The organism is Lacinutrix cladophorae, assembly GCF_053604645.1.
On the sequence record NZ_JBSHNR010000044.1, the window covers coordinates 1 to 603 of the forward strand.

1 pseudogene is annotated in these 603 nt (G+C 37.8%); it reads right to left on the reverse strand.

The window, feature by feature from the left end:
* Window positions 1-603 (reverse strand): annotated as a pseudogene (locus tag ACVC3Y_RS00280) (gliding motility-associated C-terminal domain-containing protein); the annotation flags it as partial.

Genomic DNA, 603 nt, shown 5'->3' on the forward strand with positions numbered 1-603 from the left:
ACATTCTATGGTTTCATCTACAACCGTACAAGCCGTTAGGTCTGGACCAATAGAATCTTCAAGAGTAAGTGTCGCAGTCAGTGTAGTTTCGTTATCACAATCATCCGATACCGTATAGATTACAGTAATAGTACCACCAGCTCCACAAGTAGAAGTAAGATTAGTAAATACATAATCGGAAGTTACATCAAAAACAGCATCCGTATCACAGCTATCTGTACCACAAGATTGTAGTGCAAGTATGTTAGCAGTATTCCAATCGTTAGCAATGGTTTCATTATCTGTACCGTTACATTCTATCGTTTCATCTACAACCGTACAAGCTGTTAAGTCTGGACCAATAGAATCTTCAAGTGTAAGTGTCGCAGTAAGTGTAGTTTCATTATCACAATCATCCGATACCGTATAGATTACAGTAATAGTACCACCAGCACCACAAGTGGAAGCAAGATTAGTAAATACATAATCGGAAGTTACATCAAATACAGCATCTGCATCACAGCTATCTGTACCACAAGATTGTAGTGCAAGTATGTTTGCAGCATTCCAATCGTTAGCAATGGTTTCATTATCTGTTCCATTACATTCTATAGTTTCATCTAC